Consider the following 16270-nt stretch of genomic DNA (forward strand, 5'->3'; position numbering starts at 1 on the left):
AGGAGCACCTGCCGCCGGTTCTTTCATTTTGGAATGTCGTCTGGCCTACTTGATCATCGGCAGCAGGCTGTCGATCGACTTCTTGGCGTCGCCATAGAACATGCGCGTGTTGTCCTTGTAGAACAGCGGATTCTCGATGCCGGAATAACCCGTGCCCTGCCCGCGCTTCGAGACGAACACCTGCTTGGCCTTCCACACCTCGAGCACCGGCATGCCGGCGATCGGAGAATTGGGATCCTCCTGCGCCGCCGGATTGACGATGTCGTTCGAACCGATGACGATGACGACGTCGGTTTCCGGGAAGTCCTCGTTGATCTCGTCCATTTCCAGAACGATGTCGTAGGGCACTTTGGCTTCGGCCAGCAGCACGTTCATGTGGCCCGGCAGGCGCCCCGCGACCGGATGGATCGCGAACCGCACTTCCTTTCCGGCGGCCCTGAGCTTGCGGGTCAGCTCCGACACCGACTGCTGCGCCTGCGCGACCGCCATGCCGTAGCCGGGCACGATGATGACCGAGTCGGCGTCGTTGAGCGCATTTGCAACGCCTTCCGCATCGATGGCGATCTGCTCGCCCTCGACCGTCATCGCCGGTCCGGTCGTATTGCCGAAGCCGCCGAGGATGACCGAGATGAAGCTGCGGTTCATCGCCTTGCACATGATGTAGGAGAGGATCGCACCAGACGAACCGACAAGCGCGCCGACGACGATGAGGAGGTCGTTCGAGAGGGAGAAGCCGATCGCCGCTGCCGCCCAGCCGGAATAGCTGTTCAACATCGACACCACGACCGGCATGTCGGCGCCGCCGATGCCCATGATCAGGTGGTAGCCGATGAAGAAGGCAAGCAGCGTCATCAGGATCAGCGTCCAGATGCCTGCACCGCCGACATAAAGGAACAGCAGGATGATCGACAGGATCGCCGCCGCCGCGTTCAGCATGTGGCCGCCGGGCAGTTTCTTCGCCTTGCCGTCCACGCGTCCGGCGAGCTTGCCGAAGGCGATGACCGAACCCGTGAAGGTGACGGCACCGATGAACACGCCGAGGAATACCTCGACCCTCATGATCGTCAGCTCGACCGGTGTCTTGTGGGCAAGGATCGCCGCGAAGCCATCGAGCGCCGCGCGTCCCGCCTCGTCGAGAGCAGCGACGTTCACGGCCTCGATATGGGCGTTGTAGCCGATGAACACGGCGGCAAGGCCAACGAGCGAGTGCATCGCCGCGACAAGCTGAGGCATTTCCGTCATCTGCACGCGCTGCGCGACCACCCAGCCGATCGCCCCGCCGGCGGCGATCAGGATGACCGAGAGCAGCCAGTTGCCGTAGCCGGGACCGATCAATGTTGCAAAGACAGCGAGACCCATGCCGACGATGCCGTACCAGACGGCGCGCTTGGCGCTTTCCTGGCCGGAAAGGCCGCCGAGGGAAAGAATGAAAAGAACCGCCGCGACGACGTAGGCGGCCGTTGTGAAACCATAATCCATTGTCCGCTCCCCCTTACGACTTCTGGAACATGGCAAGCATGCGCCGGGTGACCATGAAGCCACCGAAGATGTTGATACCGGCCATGAACACCGAGAGCGCGGCAAGGATCAGCACGAGCGAGGAACCCGACCCTATCTGCATCAGCGCCCCCAGGATGATGATCGAGGAGATGGCATTGGTGATCGCCATCAGCGGCGTGTGCAGCGAATGGCTGACATTCCAGATGACCTGGAAACCGACGAAGCAGGCGAGCACGAAGACGATGAAATGCTGCATGAAACTCACCGGCGCGAACAGGCCCGCGAGCAGGATCAGTGCTCCGCCGACGCCAAGCAGCGTGAACTGCTGCTCCGTCGCTGCCTTGAAGGCCGTAGCTTCCTGTTGCCGCTTTTCCTCAGGCGTCAATTCCTTCGGTTTTTCCTTGGGCTTGGCGGCGGCGATCGCCTGAACCTTTGGCGGCGGTGGCGGGAAGGTGATCTCGCCCTGGTAGGTTACCGTCGCCCCCCGGATCACATCGTCTTCCATGTTATGGACGAGAACGCCGTCCTTGGCCGGCGTCAGGTCCGTCATCATGTGGCGGATATTGGTGGAATAAAGTGTCGAGGCCTGGGAGGCCATCCGGCTCGGGAAATCGGTATAGCCGACGATGGTGACGCCATTGTCCGAGACGATCTTCTGGTCGGCCACCGTGAGGTCGCAGTTGCCGCCGCGCTCCGCCGCAAGGTCGATGATAACAGAACCGGGTTTCATCGCCGCGACCATGTCGGCAAGCCAGAGCTTCGGCGCTTCTCGGCCGGGGATCAGCGCCGTGGTGATGACGATGTCGATATCGGGCGCCAGTTCGCGGAACTTCGCCAGCTGCTTCTCGCGGAATTCCGGCGAGGACGGCGCGGCATAACCGCCGGTCGCCGCACCGTCCTGCTGCTGGTCGGTGAAGTCGAGGAAAACGAACTCGGCACCCATCGACTCGATCTGTTCTGCCACTTCCGGCCGGACGTCGAAGGCGTAAGTGATCGCGCCAAGCGAGGTCGCCGTGCCGATGGCGGCGAGACCCGCGACGCCGGCGCCGATGACGAGCACCTTGGCCGGCGGCACCTTGCCCGCGGCCGTCACCTGGCCGGTGAAAAAGCGGCCGAAATTGTTGCCGGCCTCGATGACGGCGCGGTAGCCTGCGATGTTGGCCATCGACGACAGGGCGTCCATCTTCTGCGCGCGGGAGATGCGCGGCACCATGTCCATGGCGATGACGTTGGCGCCCTTCTCCTTGGCCTGCTCCAGCAGGTCCTTGTTCTGGGCGGGATAGAAGAACGAGATCAGCGTCTTGCCGGCCGTCAGCCGGGCCGTTTCCGTCTTTTCCGGCGGGCGCACCTTGGCAATCACGTCGGCTGCCTTGTAGAGTGCTGCGGCGGTCTTGACCACGTCGACCCCGACCACCTTGTAGGCCTCGTCGGAAAAGCCGGCCGCCTTGCCGGCGCCCGTTTCGATGACGCACTCATATCCGAGCTTCTGCAGCTGGATGGCGCTGTCCGGGGTTATGGCAACGCGTGCCTCTCCCGGAAAAATCTCCTTAGGTGACCCGATCTTCAAACCCATCTCCCCTGACCTCTCTGGTTGTCCGACTGACACGTCCTCTCCAGTCGTAACAGCCACGGTTGTGACCGAAAAGGTGTTTTAGCCGGTTGGGCGAGGTTTTGAAGGGCCGATTCACGGCATACGGTACGCCCTGCAACCCTATGCCGGACTCCAAGCGCTTTGGGTTTCCGCCGATTGCGAGCGTTAGCCCGCCAGCTTCGAAGCCGCCAAATATGCTCCCGTCGCAGCCGATGCCGTCAGGAACGTCCCCCACGCCATGTCGACGAGGCTGATGGTCAACGACCAGCCCTTGAGGGTCGCAAGATTGGTCATGTCGTAAGTGCCATAGGCGAGGAAGCCAAGGATGGCACCGGCGACTGCCGCTGTCATCCAGGTTCCATTGTTGAGCGCCGGAGCCACCGCGAAATAGACGATGCCCCCGATGAAGAAGAGGTAGAACAGGCCCGCCGCAACGAAATTGGGTTGGGCAAGGAGGAGATCGCCGATATGCGACCGGTAGAACCCGATCGCTACCCTTGATAGCCAGAGGTAATCGAGACCGAGGAAAACAACAGCCGCTGCCACGTAGGCCACTATATAGGTCATCGTTTCACTCCCCCTTTACGCCCTTTAAATGCCGAGTATCGGCTGAACAAGCCGGACCAGCGGGCTCTTGAACTTCAGTGGTGCATCCGTCACGGCAAGACAGATGCAGTCCTCGTCCTTGCCTGCCACCGGCTGATGCTGAAGATCCTCATCGGCTTCCTCCAGATCACCCCGACCGAAACTGTCGTCCCCGTCGCTAAAGCTTCCCTTCAGCACGAGCGTCAACTCCCGACCCCCGTGGCCATGCTCCGGAACCGGCTTGCCCGCCGGTATCTTCAAGAGACGCACGCTCGTCGTCGGGTCCCCCGTGGGGATCTTGATGTGGTAGGCACCCCGGCCGAGCGCCTTCCATTTCAAGGCATCGACATCAGCCCCGAGGTAGGACCGCAGCGGCTCAGGCAGGATCGCTTCCGTCGCCTCCACCCGCCGGGCGGGCATGGGAACGTTTATGGCAACACCGCCGGCTTCCGAAAGCCGAGCCTTCATCCGGCTCCACGAGTCGTCGGTATCCTCTTCGGCCACTGGGATGTCTTTCAACAGCGCTCCTCCCGCGGCCTCGATGGCGGCCAGGCGCCTGCGGCCCTCGGGAGACAAAGCGAGATGGGACGCGACAGCAATACACCACCCCTCGCTCAGGGAACCGGTCGCATATTCGAGAAGAAGCTCGTCGCTCACCTGATGCACGATGGTCATTCGCGTTCCTCCAGGGCCGATCTCAACTTGCCGAACGCCATGCGGATGCGCGACTTGATCGTCCCGAGCGGAATATCGAGCTGTTCGGCAAGCGTCCGGTGCGACACCTCGTCAAAAAACGAATATCTCAACAATTCCAGTTGTTCCGGTGGTAGTTTTGCCATTGCCTCATGTAGGCGTCTGGCGTCGATTTTTGCGTCGTAGGCTGCATCGGGCGCAGGCTCGTCATCAGGCACGAATGCCGGATCGGTCGGATCGAAGACCGGTCGCTGCGCCTTGCGGAAGGCTGAAATTCGAAGATTGCGGGCGATCGTGAAGACCCATGCCTCGACGTTCCCGCGAGACGGGTCGAAGAGCGCCGCCTTGTTCCATACCATCATCATGGTCTCTTGCATTAACTCCTCGGCCATCTGGCCATCGCGGCACTGCCGGGTCATGAACGCCTTCACGCGCGGAGCGAAGTAGCGAAACAGCGTTTCGAATGCCTCCACGTCGCGCGATTGCGCCACCGCCATAAGCAGGGCCGGCATATCCGGCTCCGTTGCTGCACTGTTTTCCTGCTTCATAGGCCTCGAAATACCTCTGCGTTTCGGCCCAGCCACGGCTTTCAACCGAACAGGGCCTAGACGGTCATTGTGGCACGCAAGGCCATTTGAAGGAAACAGTAGTGTCATGCCGGCTTCTACGTGGCACCAGATATGCCGGATCATCCGCGGTAAAAAGATTCTTCGGCGTCAATCCGCTCGCCCCGACACGACGTAAAGTAAAGCATCTGGAAACCAGGAATTCGTCGAATGGACCACCTCCAAAACATCGTCCCCCTTCATCACAGGCGCCGGATCGCGGTGATCGGTTCCGGCATATCCGGCCTGTCGGCCGCGTGGCTGCTGTCCCGGGGAAACGAGGTGGTCGTGTACGAGGCTGATAAGCGCCCCGGTGGCCATTCCAACACGGTGGACATTGAAGGGTCCAACGGCAAGGTCCCGGTCGACACGGGCTTCATCGTCTACAATGAACGGAATTATCCCAACCTCGTGGCGCTCTTCGAGCATCTGGGAGTGAAGACAGACCCGTCCAACATGTCGTTCTCCGCCTCTTTGCGCGGCGGCACGTTCGAGTACTCGGGGTCCGGGCTCGGTGGCCTGCTCGGCCAGCGGACCAACGCATTCCGCCCCCGTTTCTGGCGCATGGTGAGAGGCATACTCGAATTCTACCGCCAGGCGCCGGAATTGCTGAAGCGCCGGGATCTCGATGGCGTGACACTCGGGGAATACCTCGACGCGAACGGCTATGACCGCGCGTTCGTCGAGGATCACTTGCTTCCGATGGGCGCCGCGATCTGGTCGACTACCGCCGCGGATATGCGCGCCTATCCCCTGATCGCCTTCATCAGGTTCTTCGTGAACCACGGACTGGTCGTCCTGAAGGACCGGCCGGCCTGGCTAACTGTCAGTGGCGGTAGCCGCGAATACGTCAGCCGTTTGCTTGCAGATTTTCGTGGAGAAGTACGCCTTGGCCAGCCGGTTCGAAGCGTTCGCCGCGATGCGAATGGCTGCACCGTCACCGGCATGGACGGTCACGCCGATCGTTTCGATCAGGTGGTCATCGCGACCCACGCGGACCAGGCTCTCGCCATGCTTGAGGATGGCGACGATCTCGAACGGAAGACGCTTGGCGCTTTCGACTATACGCGCAACACCACCATCCTTCATACCGACGAGAAACTGATGCCGCGTCGGAAGCGCGTGTGGGCGAGCTGGAACTATATCGGCGAGGCCGGAGACGATAACGGCAAAGCGCTTTGCGTGACCTACTGGATGAACAAGCTGCAAAACCTCCAGGATGTTCCTCCGGTCTTCGTAACGCTGAACCCAAGCCGCCCGATTTCAGAGGACAAGATCCTCGCCACGTTCGATTACGCCCATCCGCTCTTTGATGCGAAGGCTCTTTCCGCCCAGCAACGTCTGTGGCACCTTCAGGGCCGGCGCAACACCTGGTTCTGCGGTGCCCATTTCGGCAGCGGTTTCCACGAGGATGGACTGCAGTCGGGACTTGCGGTTGCCGAGGCGTTGGGGGGGCTTAAAAGACCATGGCGCGTCGAAAACGAATCCGCTCGCATATTCATCGACCAACAGTTGGTGGCGGCAGAATGAGGATGAAGTCCGCGCTCTATCCCGGCGAGGTCGTGCATGCACGGCACCGACCTCGTCCGCACGAGCTGCGCTACGGAGTTGTGTCCTTCCTCCTGCATCTCGACGAACTGGAGTTGCTCGACCGCAAGTTCCGCTTTTTCGGCTACAATCGTTTCGCACCCTTCACCTTCGATGACCGCGACCACGGAACCGGTGAACGTGGCGATCTGAAGCGCTGGGTGCTGGAGCAATTGGCGAGAGCCGACATTGCGGCCGACGGTCTCGACGTGACGGTCCTCTGTTATCCCCGTGTCTTCGGCTACGGCTTCAATCCGCTCACCGTCTACTTCTGCAATCGCCCGGACGGGTCGACCGCGGCCGTGCTCTATGAAGTCTCGAACACGTTCCGCGAGCGCCATACCTATGTGATCCCCGTTTCAACGAATGGGGCTGCGATCCGTCATCGCTGCGACAAGGAGATGTATGTCTCGCCCTTCATGCCGATGGACTGCCACTACCGTTTCCGTGTGGTGCCGCCGGACGACAAGGTTCTCATCGCCATCGACGAACACGATCGGGACGGGTCGCTGCTTTTCGCGAGCTTCTCGGGTCGTCGCAAACAGTTGACGGAGGCCGGTCTCATACTGACCGCGCTCCGATATCCGCTCATGACCATGAAGATCATGGGCGCAATCCACTGGGAGGCGCTGAGGCTTTGGCTGAAGGGTATCCCGGTTCATCGACACAAGAAAGCACGGGACCCGATCGCAACGTCGATCGTGTCGCCGGCACAGGCTGCGGGGAGCGAAAGAGCATGACTCACGTCGAACAACAAACCGTACCCTTCATCGCGGCCGCGGCGCCATTCTGGCAGAGACGGCTGCATCGCTGGGCGGGTCGAATAGCGCGCGGACATCTTCGCATCCTGTACCCCGATGGCTCCGAACAGATCGTCGAGGGCAAGGAGGAAGGGCCTTCCGCCGTCTTGAGGCTGCACAACGCCCGCCCGGTCTGGCAGTTGTTCTGGGGTGGTGCTCTCGGCTTTTCCCGGTCCTACATGGACGGGGATTGGGATAGCCCGGACGTCGCCACTTTCCTCGAGTTCGCGCTCGCCAACGAGGAACGGTTGCAGACCGTCACCAGGCCGGCCGGCGTGTTCAAGACACTCGCCCGCCTGCGGCATCTGTCCCGACGAAATTCCCGATCCGGCAGCCGCAAGAACATCGCCTTTCACTATGACCTCGGCAACAGCTTCTATGCGAAATGGCTGGACGAGACGATGACCTACTCATCGGCTCTCTACGCCTCCGCCGACCAGCCCCTCTCTGATGCCCAGACAGCGAAGTACGAGCGCATCGTGCAGGAACTTGGCATCGGCCCTGACGACCATGTGCTGGAAATCGGATGCGGCTGGGGCGGCTTTGCAGAACACGCCGCGCGAACCACCGGATGTCGCGTGACGGGCCTTACGCTCTCCAAGGAACAGGCGGCCTTTGCCCGTGACCGCCTGGAGAAAGCCGGACTTGCCGATCATACCGATATCCGCATAGAGGACTATCGGGATTGCGGTGGCCAGTTTTCCAAGATTGTCTCCATCGAGATGTTCGAGGCTGTCGGCGAGGAAAACTGGAAAACCTATTTCGGCCGGGTCCGGGACCTTCTGGCTCCAGGTGGCAAGGCCATGATCCAGGTGATCACGATCGATGAAACCAGGTTCGAGCATTACCGTCGCGGCGCCGATTTTATCCAGACATACATCTTCCCCGGCGGCATGCTGCCCTCGATCACGGCATTCAGGCAAAGCGCCGAAGGAAACGGGCTTGCCGTCACCGAAACATTCCGGTTCGGTCGCGACTATGAACGAACGCTGCTGGAGTGGGACAAGGCCTTCGTCGCCCACTGGGCGACGATCAAGCCGATGGGTTTCGACGAGCGCTTCTACCGGATGTGGCGTTACTATCTGCACTACTGCGCCGCCGGTTTCCGAACCGGGCGGCTGGACGTGGTGCAGTTCGAGCTGAACCGGCCCTGACGGGGCCGGTCAATCGTTCCGGAGCATTCGCTTTGTCAGCGCAAACCTCAGGCGATGCGGGAGATAGCTCAAAAGACGCATCGACAGCGCCATTTTCCACGGGAACGAAATCAGGAAACGATCGGCCCTGAGGCCCGACAGGATCGATCTCGCCGCCTCCTCCGCGGTGATGATGAACGGCATGGGAAAATCGTTCTTGGCCGTTAGCGGCGTTTCGACGAATCCTGGTGCCACCACGCTCAGCTTCACGCCGTTGCGTTCGAGTTCCGGATAAAGGGCCTCGCACATGTTGATAAGCGCCGCCTTCGTAGCGCCATAGAAGGCAGCGCCCGGCAGGCCCGTGTAGCCGGAGACCGACGAGACGACGGAAATGCGGCCCGCGCGGCGGGACAGCATCGGCGGCAGAAGCGCCTCGAGACAATGCGCCGTACCGACCACATTCAGATCCATCATTCTTTGCAGCTTCGCGCTGTCGAAGGCTTTGGGATCGTCCCGCTCATAGGTTCCGGCGCAAAGCACGGCCAATGAGACCGGGCCGTTTGCGGCCTCGATCTGGGCAACTGCCGCGCTGACTGCCACCTTGTCCGAAATGTCGAGCGGCAGCGGTACGATGCGGCCAGTGCGTTCCGCTGCAAGGCTGGCCAGCGCCGCCTCGCCCCGAGCGCTGGCGACGACCGCCCAGCCGGCATCGACAAGTGCCAGACAAAGCGCCCGGCCTATCCCCGAACTCGCCCCAGTGACCCAGGCGACACCGCGATCACCGTAGACGACGTTTTGCTCGGTCATGTTTGATCCTTTCTGCTTCTTTCCCCGGTCTACGAGGAAACAGGCAGGACGGATCAGGTCGGGTCCGGACGGGTGATGATGAAGATCGCGCATGCCACCAGCACGCCGGCAACGCCGATACGGACATAGGGCGACTGCGACCCCGCGAACCAGAGGATGCCGTAGCTCGCGGTCATCATGCTCACGGAGGCGAACTTGGCGGAACGCGATATCGCGCCCTCGCGCCGCCAGTCGATCAGGGGCTTGCCGAGCCGTGGATGATCGAGCAGCCAGCGTTCGAAACGTGGAGAGGAGCGTGCGAAGAGCGCGGCCGCAAGAATGATGAACGGCGTCGTCGGCAGAACGGGCAGGAAGATGCCGATCACGCCGATGGCCACCGACAGCCAGCCAAGTCCGATGAGGACAAAACGCATAGAGCCGAATCCGTTCAGGTTGATGCGACACCAACCCCTTTGGGCGGCATCGTTATCAGAACCTACATCATCGAATGCGGCCCCGGTAAGAAATTGTGCGTCACACTCAGGTTTTTCGCGTCAGAACGCGCGACACACTGTCCTTCCAGCCGTCGATCGCCTCGCTTCGTTCAGTGCCATCCATGGAGGGGGCAAAACGCCGGTCCCGCTTCCAGTTGGCCGAAAAGCCCTTGGCACCCGGCCAGACTCCGGCCTTCCACCCCGCAAGCCACGCCGCTCCCAACACCGTCGTCTCCAGGATGACCGGTCGATCCACCGGCGCATCGAGGATGTCGGCGAGCTTCTGCATGGTCCAGTCCGAAGCGACCATGCCGCCGTCGACGCGCAGCACCGTGTCACCACGCCCATCGCTCCAGTCCTTCCTCATCGCCTCCAGGAGGTCGTAGGTCTGGTAGGCCACGCTTTCCAGCGCCGCGCGTGCGAACTCCTCAGGCCCGGTATTCCGGGTGATGCCGAAGACCGCGCCGCGCGCATCGGCATCCCAATAGGGCGCGCCGAGACCGGTGAAGGCCGGCACGAGATAGACCCGCTGGTTCGGATCGGCCTTGGCCGCGAGCGATCCCACCTCGGAGGACACGCGGATAAAGCCAAGTTCGTCGCGCAGCCATTGCACGGCAGCACCTGCGATGAAAATCGAGCCCTCAAGAGCATAGGTCGTCACGCCATCAATGCGGTAGGCGATGGTTGTCAGCAGCCGGTTGGAGGACGAGACTCGCTCGGCACCGGTATTCAGCAGCGCGAAACAGCCGGTGCCATAGGTGGATTTCATCATGCCGGGCTCGAAGCAGGCATTGCCGATCACAGCCGCCTGCTGATCGCCGGCAACGCCGAGGATCGGGATTTCCACGCCAAAGAGAGACGGATCTGTCCTGCCGAAATCAGCGGCGCAATCCTTCACCTCCGGCAGCATCGCCTTCGGAATGTCGAGTATGTCCAGAAGCTCGTCGTCCCAACGGTTCTCGTCGATATTGTAGATCAGCGTCCGCGAGGCGTTCGTGGCATCCGTCACATGCGCCTTGCCGGCGGTCAGCTTGTAGATCAGCCAGCTGTCCACGGTTCCGAAGCAAACCTCGCCGGCCGCCGCCCGGTCCTTCAGGCCCGTCGTATTCTTGAGGATCCAGGAAAGCTTGGTGCCGGAAAAATAGGGGTCGAGAAGCAGACCGGTCTTCTTCGTGAAGAGCGGCTCCAGCCCCTTGTCCTTCAGCTCGTCGCAATAGCGGGCGGTACGCCGGTCCTGCCAGACGATGGCACGGTGCAAGGGTTCGCCGGTCTTGCGGTCCCAGACCACAGTCGTCTCACGCTGGTTCGTGATGCCGATGGCGGCGATGTCGGAGGCGGAAACGCCGGCCTTGGAAAGCGCCGTGCGGATCGTCGAAAGCACGCTCTGCCAGATTTCGTCGGCGTCATGCTCCACCCATCCGGACTGCGGGAAATGCTGGGCGAATTCCTGCTGGCCGATCCCGACGATGGTCATCTCCTTGTCGAAGACGACCGCGCGGCTGGACGTGGTTCCCTGGTCGATGGCGAGAATATAGCCTGCCATGATTGCTTTCTCCCTTGCCCGGACAACGGATGACCGGGGCGCTGGGCGCCCCGGTCTTTTTATAGAAACAGAATGTATGTTACTTCTGCCAGCTCTTGACCAGTTCGTCGTAGTTGACAGTCATCGGCTGTTCTTTTTCGTTATCGATCTTCAGCTGCGGCGCAAGGTTGCCCTTGGCGACCGCGTCTGCGTTCCAGTAGGCCAGGTCATGCTCTTCGGCAAGTTTCGGGCCGATATCACCCTGGACGCCGGCGCGTTCCAGACGCTCAAGCACCTTTTCCTGCTCGGCGCAGAGCGAGTCCATGGCTTCCTGCGCCGACTTCGCACCCGAAGATGCGTCGCCGATCGCCTGCCACCACAGCTGGGCCAGCTTCGGATAATCAGGAACGTTGGTACCCGTCGGCGACCACTGAAGGCGAGCCGGCGAGCGGTAGAACTCGACGAGACCGCCGAGCTTCGGAGCACGCTCGGTGAACGACTGGTGGTCGAGGGTCGACTGGCGGATGAAGGTGAGACCAACATGGCTCTTCTTCACGTCCACGGTCTTGGAGGTGACGAACTGTGCGTAGAGCCAGGCGGCCTTTGCACGATCTTCCGGGGTGGACTTCATCAGCGTCCACGAACCGGCGTCCTGGTAACCGAGCTTCATGCCGTCCTTCCAGTAGACGCCATGCGGGCTCGGAGCGAAACGCCACTTCGGCGTGCCGTCCTCGTTCACAACCGGCAGGCCTTCCTTGACGAAGTCGGCGGTGAAGGCGGTGTAGGTGAACATCTGCTGGGCGATTTCACCCTGCGACGGGACAGGACCGGATTCGGAGAAGGTCATGCCCTGTGCGGCCGGAGGAGCATACTTGCTCATCCATTCGAGATACTTCTCGATGGCGTAGACCGAGGCAGGGCCATTGGTGTCACCGCCGCGTGCAACGCAGGAGCCGACCGGGCGGGAATTCTCGTCGACCTTGATGCCCCATTCGTCGACCGGAAGGCCGTTCGGGATGCCCTTGTCGCCGTTGCCGGCCATGGAGAGCCAGGCGTCGGTGAAGCGCCAGCCGAGCGACGGGTCCTTCTTGCCGTAGTCCATGTGGCCGAAGACCTTCTTGCCGTCGATTTCGCGACCGGTGAAGAACTCGGCGATGTCCTCATAAGCCGACCAGTTGACCGGAACGCCGAGGTCGTAGCCGTATTTCGCCTTGAAGTCGGCCTTGTTCTTTTCGTCGTTGAACCAGTCGTAGCGGAAGAAGTAGAGGTTCGCGAACTGCTGGGTCGGCAACTGGTAGAGCTTGCCATCAGGCGCCGTGGTGAACGACTTGCCGATGAAGTCATCGATATCGAGGGTCGGGCTGGTAACGTCTTTACCCTCGTTCGCCATCCAGTCGGTCAGGTTGCGGACCTGCTGGTAGCGCCAGTGGGTTCCGATGAGGTCGGAGTCGTTGATGTAGGCGTCATAGATGTTTTCGCCCGACTGCATCTGGGTCTGCAGCTTCTCAACGACATCGCCTTCACCGATCAGATCGTGGGTGATCTTGATGCCGGTGATGGCGGTAAACGCCGGCGCCAGCACCTTGGATTCGTATTCATGCGTGGTGATGGTTTCGGAGACCACCTTAATATCCATGCCCGCAAAGGGTTGTGCGGCGTCGACGAACCACTGCATTTCCTTTTCCTGATCCGCCCGCGAAAGCGACGAAAGATCGCCGATTTCCGCGTCGAGGAATTGCTTTGCCTCGTCCATGCCGGCGAAAGCGGTGCCGGTCAGTGCAAGCAGCAGGGCTGCCGTTGATGTCAAAAGGTGCCGTCGCATAGGTTCCTCCCGGTTGTGCGATTGCAGTTCAGCTTAGAAGGTCACCGGGCCTCCACCCGGCAACCGCATTGGCTTGCCTCAGACGAAGCGGAATACGCCGACCGCGTAGACCACAGACAAGGCGAGAGCCCACCACAGGTTGGGTCCGACGAGACCCAACCATGCGAGATGAATGAAGGCGGAGCCGAGCAGAGACACGAAGAGCCGGTCACCGCGCGTCGTTTCGAAGCGCAAGATGCCGACCCGCGGGTTCCCGCCGGGCGCGAAGTATTCCCAGACGCCCATGCCGGCGATCAGGGCGAAGATGATGATAAAGAACAGCGCCGTGGGCAGCGTCCAGGCCATCCATGAGAAATCCATGTCGCTTCCTCCTCAGACGCGGCCCAGGGCAAAGCCCTTGGCGATGTAGTTGCGGACGAAATAGATGACGAGCGCGCCGGGGATGATCGTCAGCACACCGGCGGCGGCGAGCACGCCCCAGTCCATGCCGGACGCCGAAACCGTTCTGGTCATCGTCGCAGCGATCGGCTTGGCATCCGTGGTCGTCAGGGTACGGGCAATCAGAAGCTCGACCCACGAGAACATGAAGCAGAAGAAGGCGGCAACACCGATGCCGGACGCGATCAGCGGCATGAAGATCTTTATGAAGAACTTCGGGAAAGAATAGCCATCGATATAGGCCGTCTCGTCGATCTCCTTTGGCACGCCCGACATGAAGCCTTCGAGGATCCAGACCGCCAGCGGCACGTTGAACAGGCAGTGCGCCAGCGCAACGGCGATATGCGTGTCGATCAGTCCGAAGGCAGAATAGAGCTGGAAGAACGGCAGCGCGAAGACGGCAGGCGGCGCCATGCGGTTGGTCAGCAGCCAGAAGAACAGGTGCTTGTCGCCAAGGAAGCGGTAGCGCGAGAAGGCATAGGCCGCCGGCAGCGCCACCGTCACCGAGATCACCGTGTTCATCACCACGTAGATGATCGAGTTGATGTAGCCGTTATACCAGGACGGATCGGTGAAGATCACCATGTAGTTCCTGATCGTCGGGTTCTGCGGCCAGAGCGCGAAGGTTCCGAGGATTTCGGAATTCGTTTTGAAGCTCATGTTGACCAGCCAGTAGATCGGCAGGATCAGGAAGATGATGTAGATCGTCGGAACGAGGAAGGCGTAGCGGCTGCGGTTGTCGTGGCTCATGGTCCCCTCCTCACTTCTGCTCGGCGTCGCTGTTGGTCATGACGGTGTAGAACACCCAGGACAGCAACAGGATGATCAGGAAGTAGATGATCGACATGGCCGCCGCCGGACCGAGGTCGAACTGCCCCACCGCCATCTTGACCAGATCGATCGACAGGAAGGTGGTCGAGTTGCCGGGACCGCCGCCGGTGACGACGAAGGGCTCGGTGTAGATCATGAAACTGTCCATGAAGCGCAGCAGAACGGCGATCAGCAGCACCCGCTTCATCTTCGGCAGTTGAATATAGCGGAACACCGACCAGCGCGATGCGCCGTCGATCTTGGCAGCCTGGTAATAGGCGTCCGGGATCGATACGAGACCGGCGTAGCACAGCAGCACGACGAGGCTTGTCCAGTGCCAGACATCCATAACGATGACGGTGATCCAGGCGTCGACCGGATCCTGGGTATAATTGTAGTCAATGCCGAGAACGGTCAGGTAATGGCCAAGGAAGCCGATGTCCACGCGGCCGAAGACCTGCCAGATGGTGCCGACGACGTTCCACGGAATAAGCAGCGGCAGCGCCATCAGGACAAGGCACACGGGCACGCCGAGGCCGGTCTTCGGCATGTTGAGTGCGATGAAGATGCCGAGCGGGATCTGGATCGCCAGGATGATGGCGGAGAAGATCAAGTTGCGCGCCAGCGCATCCCAGAAACGGTCGGACTGAAGCATGTCCATGAACCAGTCCGTACCGGCCCAGAAGAACTGGTTGTTTCCGAAGGTGTCCTGCACCGAGTAGTTCACGACCGTCATCAGTGGGACGACTGCCGAGAAGGCTACCAGCAGCAGCACCGGCAGCACCATGAACCAAGCCTTGTTGTTCCAGGTCTTTTCCATGGCTCAGCCCCCCATGCCCACGCGCCAGGAATCGGCATAGATTCCGATTGCATCTTTCTCGAAGGTCACCTTCGCATCCGTCGGGATCGCCTCGTCTTCCGGGACCACGATCGCGAGCGGCTGTCCGCAGAAGCTCGCCCGCACGATCTTGAGCCGCCCGATATCCTCGACCTTGCCGACGCTGATCGGCATGCCTTCGCGGCCGAGCCGTACGAATTCCGGGCGAATGCCCAGCTCGACTTTCGTGGCGTTTCCGACCTCTGGCGTTCCCGCAAGCGCAATCGCTTGATCGCCGACCTTCGCCATCGCCCCATCGACTTGCGCCGGCATGACATTCATGCCAGGCGAGCCGATGAAGTAGCCGACGAAGGTGTGGCTCGGACGCTCGAACAGTTCCGCCGGCGTGCCGATCTGCACGATCTGGCCGTCATGCATGACCACGACCTTGTCGGCGAAGGTCAACGCCTCGGTCTGGTCGTGCGTGACGTAGACCATGGTGAAGCCGGACTGGCGATGCAGCCGCTTCAACTGCGAGCGCAGCACCCACTTCATATGAGGGTCGATCACCGTCAGCGGCTCGTCGAACAAGATGGCGTTCACGTCGGACCGCACGAGTCCGCGACCGAGCGAGATCTTTTGCTTCTGGTCGGCGGTCAGTCCGTTTGCGCGCTTCTGTGCCATGCCGGCGAGATCGGTCATCTCCAGGATGTGCTGCACGCGCTGCTTGACCTCGGCCTCCGGCACATGCCGGTTGCGCAGCGGAAACGCCAGGTTATCGAACACCGTCATCGTGTCGTAGACGACCGGGAACTGGAACACCTGGGCGATATCGCGCTGCTGCGTCGGCAGGTTGGTGACGTCGACGCCGTCGAACAGGATGCGGCCGTCCGACGGATGCAGAAGTCCCGAGATGATGTTGAGTAGCGTGGTCTTGCCGCAGCCTGAGGGACCGAGCAGCGCATAGGCGCCGCCGTCGTCCCATTCGTGATGCACTTCCTTGAGCGCGTAGTCGCCGGCAGCCTTGGCCTTGGCGCTGTAGGCATGGCGGATATGTTCGAGATTGATGCGTGCCATCCCCGCCTCC

At 61.3% G+C, this 16270-nt stretch carries 16 protein-coding genes; 3 read left to right on the plus strand and 13 right to left on the minus strand.

From position 1 onward, the window contains the following. Positions 1–45: 45 nt before the first annotated feature. The 5 genes from J5J09_RS20480 to J5J09_RS20500 all read right to left on the minus strand — a co-directional run bounded on the left by J5J09_RS20480 (position 46) and on the right by J5J09_RS20500 (position 4881). Complete coding sequence (locus J5J09_RS20480) at positions 46–1479, minus strand: NAD(P)(+) transhydrogenase (Re/Si-specific) subunit beta (RefSeq protein WP_208554079.1); 1434 nt, start codon at positions 1477–1479, stop codon at positions 46–48. A gap of 13 nt (positions 1480–1492) precedes the next feature. After that, entirely contained in the window at positions 1493–3067 is a 1575-nt protein-coding gene (locus J5J09_RS20485) for a Re/Si-specific NAD(P)(+) transhydrogenase subunit alpha (protein ID WP_208554080.1), read from the minus strand. 189 nt (positions 3068–3256) lie between these two features. Further along, positions 3257–3658: a DUF2177 family protein gene (locus J5J09_RS20490; RefSeq protein ID WP_208554081.1), complete on the minus strand. Its 402-nt coding sequence runs from the start codon at positions 3656–3658 to the stop codon at positions 3257–3259. 24 nt (positions 3659–3682) lie between these two features. Then, entirely contained in the window at positions 3683–4351 is a 669-nt protein-coding gene (locus J5J09_RS20495) for a ChrR family anti-sigma-E factor (RefSeq protein WP_208554082.1), read from the minus strand. Continuing rightward, entirely contained in the window at positions 4348–4881 is a 534-nt protein-coding gene (locus tag J5J09_RS20500) for a sigma-70 family RNA polymerase sigma factor (protein ID WP_348646499.1), read from the minus strand. Before J5J09_RS20500 ends, J5J09_RS20495 begins: the two co-directional genes overlap by 4 nt. 264 nt (positions 4882–5145) lie before the next feature. On the opposite strand from J5J09_RS20500, the gene J5J09_RS20505 reads away from it, so the two are divergent. The 3 genes from J5J09_RS20505 to J5J09_RS20515 are packed head-to-tail and all read left to right on the plus strand — an operon-like array spanning position 5146 to position 8515. After that, the gene (locus J5J09_RS20505; protein ID WP_208554084.1) at positions 5146–6504 is read left to right on the plus strand and encodes an FAD-dependent oxidoreductase; all 1359 of its coding nucleotides are present in this window, start codon (positions 5146–5148) and stop codon (positions 6502–6504) included. Beyond that, positions 6501–7301: a DUF1365 domain-containing protein gene (locus J5J09_RS20510; protein WP_208554085.1), complete on the plus strand. Its 801-nt coding sequence runs from the start codon at positions 6501–6503 to the stop codon at positions 7299–7301. The genes J5J09_RS20505 and J5J09_RS20510 overlap by 4 nt, the downstream gene beginning before the upstream one ends. Further along, positions 7298–8515, plus strand: coding sequence for a cyclopropane-fatty-acyl-phospholipid synthase family protein (locus J5J09_RS20515; RefSeq protein ID WP_208554086.1), 1218 nt, complete (start codon positions 7298–7300; stop codon positions 8513–8515). Before J5J09_RS20510 ends, J5J09_RS20515 begins: the two co-directional genes overlap by 4 nt. A gap of 9 nt (positions 8516–8524) precedes the next feature. Here J5J09_RS20515 and J5J09_RS20520 read toward each other — a convergent pair whose 3' ends face one another. The 8 genes from J5J09_RS20520 to J5J09_RS20555 form a co-directional block, all read right to left on the minus strand. Next, on the minus strand, positions 8525–9301 hold the full coding sequence (locus J5J09_RS20520; protein ID WP_208554087.1) for an SDR family NAD(P)-dependent oxidoreductase: 777 nt from the start codon (positions 9299–9301) through the stop codon (positions 8525–8527). Between the two features lie 53 nt (positions 9302–9354). Then, positions 9355–9714, minus strand: coding sequence for a YbaN family protein (locus J5J09_RS20525; protein ID WP_208554088.1), 360 nt, complete (start codon positions 9712–9714; stop codon positions 9355–9357). A gap of 106 nt (positions 9715–9820) precedes the next feature. Then, on the minus strand, positions 9821–11317 hold the full coding sequence (gene glpK / locus J5J09_RS20530; protein WP_208554089.1) for a glycerol kinase GlpK: 1497 nt from the start codon (positions 11315–11317) through the stop codon (positions 9821–9823). A gap of 79 nt (positions 11318–11396) precedes the next feature. Further along, positions 11397–13118, minus strand: coding sequence for an ABC transporter substrate-binding protein (locus J5J09_RS20535; protein ID WP_208554090.1), 1722 nt, complete (start codon positions 13116–13118; stop codon positions 11397–11399). Positions 13119–13196: 78 nt separating this feature from the next. Continuing rightward, positions 13197–13478, minus strand: a complete 282-nt coding sequence (locus tag J5J09_RS20540; protein WP_208554091.1) for a DUF2160 domain-containing protein — start codon at positions 13476–13478, stop codon at positions 13197–13199. A 12-nt stretch (positions 13479–13490) separates the two neighbouring features. After that, positions 13491–14306, minus strand: coding sequence for a carbohydrate ABC transporter permease (locus tag J5J09_RS20545; protein WP_208554092.1), 816 nt, complete (start codon positions 14304–14306; stop codon positions 13491–13493). A gap of 10 nt (positions 14307–14316) precedes the next feature. Further along, positions 14317–15186: a sugar ABC transporter permease gene (locus J5J09_RS20550; RefSeq protein WP_208554093.1), complete on the minus strand. Its 870-nt coding sequence runs from the start codon at positions 15184–15186 to the stop codon at positions 14317–14319. 3 nt (positions 15187–15189) lie between these two features. Next, complete coding sequence (locus tag J5J09_RS20555) at positions 15190–16260, minus strand: ABC transporter ATP-binding protein (RefSeq protein WP_208554094.1); 1071 nt, start codon at positions 16258–16260, stop codon at positions 15190–15192. Between the last annotated feature and the right edge of the window lie 10 nt (positions 16261–16270).

The sequence above is a fragment of the Ciceribacter sp. L1K22 genome, from assembly GCF_017599385.1.
Lineage (GTDB): Bacteria > Pseudomonadota > Alphaproteobacteria > Rhizobiales > Rhizobiaceae > Allorhizobium.